Origin of the sequence: Microvirga tunisiensis, from assembly GCF_009296175.1 — a bacterium.
In the GTDB taxonomy this organism is placed as follows: domain Bacteria; phylum Pseudomonadota; class Alphaproteobacteria; order Rhizobiales; family Beijerinckiaceae; genus Microvirga; species Microvirga tunisiensis.
This window is the reverse complement of record NZ_VOSK01000774.1, coordinates 1-1,279: the sequence shown is the minus strand read 5'-3', so window position 1 is coordinate 1,279 and position 1,279 is coordinate 1. Positions and strand designations below refer to the sequence as shown.

1 protein-coding gene and 1 pseudogene are annotated in these 1,279 nt (G+C 56.8%); both read right to left on the bottom strand.

The window, feature by feature from the left end:
- Positions 1-15: 15 nt before the first annotated feature.
- Complete coding sequence (locus FS320_RS43565) at positions 16-546, bottom strand: restriction endonuclease (RefSeq protein ID WP_152718673.1); 531 nt, start codon at positions 544-546, stop codon at positions 16-18.
- Positions 547-1,137: 591 nt separating this feature from the next.
- Positions 1,138-1,279: pseudogene (locus FS320_RS43560) on the bottom strand (ATP-binding protein); the annotation flags it as partial.

Genomic DNA, 1,279 nt, shown 5'->3' with positions numbered 1-1,279 from the left:
AGTGTCATTCTGGAGCTATCTTGGCGATAGACTGGGAATTGCTGATGCGCCAGCCGTCCCGCGCCTGGCAGATCTGGTCAGCGACCGCTGCTCCTTAGCGTGATCGCCAACGGTTTTGCCCCTATTACTCCGCAACGTCTCAATGTGCTGATTCTTCAGCGCATTTTCAGCGTGCTCACTCCACTCGGCGTCAGTGGTATCAATGATTAGGCGGCGTTTGAAAGGAGCCTTGCCGGACGCCGTAAAGAACGAGTCGATCTCACTCTTGGCGATTTTTTTGTCAGCCTCATAGAACTTGCACTGAATAGCGCAGTAGCCCTCGGCATCCTTTAGCTTCGCGACCAGATCGATGCCTGTATCGCGGCGGTCGATACCTTGTTGCTGAGCCCAGTCCGAATACGTCCAGACCCCCTCGTACTGCGTGGTCTGAAGGGGATCATTTTGCAGGAAGGCAGTGGCGAGACGCTCGAAATAGGCTCCCTTTTCCCGCTCCGTCTTGGCGGCGTCACGGAAAGAGGAAAGGAGTTCATTGAGAGCTTGGTTCATCGTCGCCTTCATCCACGTTCTGAAGGCGTGCTCCAAAACCATACGGCACATCCGTTGGCAGGTCGGTTCGTACCTGCCCAAACGGGCCGAGATCTCGGAAAACAAGCCCCCACTAAACAAAGTGGTATTTCAGACTGTGGGGGTTGAAAAGTGGATAACGTACCGGAGCCCTTGGCTTGAACAGGACCTTTTAATGAGGACCTATCCGCAAGGCCCAAACTCATGATTTTTAGAGCTTTCCGCCCCGGCGCTCGTTGACGTAACACATTCACATCCTACAATGAGGCTTCTTCAACTCTTCCGGAGATGCCTTTGACCCCACCGAGCCTGGGCTCTTTCCTGATTCAACCTACCCCTCTGGCAGGCTGGCTCCTCGACAGATTGGCAGCCTGTGACGCCGAATACCCCGGTGTCCTGCGGCGTTACCTGACACGCAGCAGCCGCTTGCGACGCCACGCCATCGCCTTGGTCCTCAGCCGCCTCGATCCTCAGACCGCCTTTTGTCTGGCAGATCTCTGTCAAGCGACACCGAGATTTACGAGATAAGGCGACATCCAGTTTTACGACGGCTCAAGCGTGAGCCCGCTGGAGAGCCTCCTCCAGATCCCGCAGGCGATAGCTGCGCCCCTTGATGTTGAGAACATGCGCTCGGTGCAGCAGGCGGTCGAGGATGGCCGTGGCCAGCACCTCGTCGCCGGCCAGCAGCTCGGTCCACTCCCGGATGCTCTTGTTC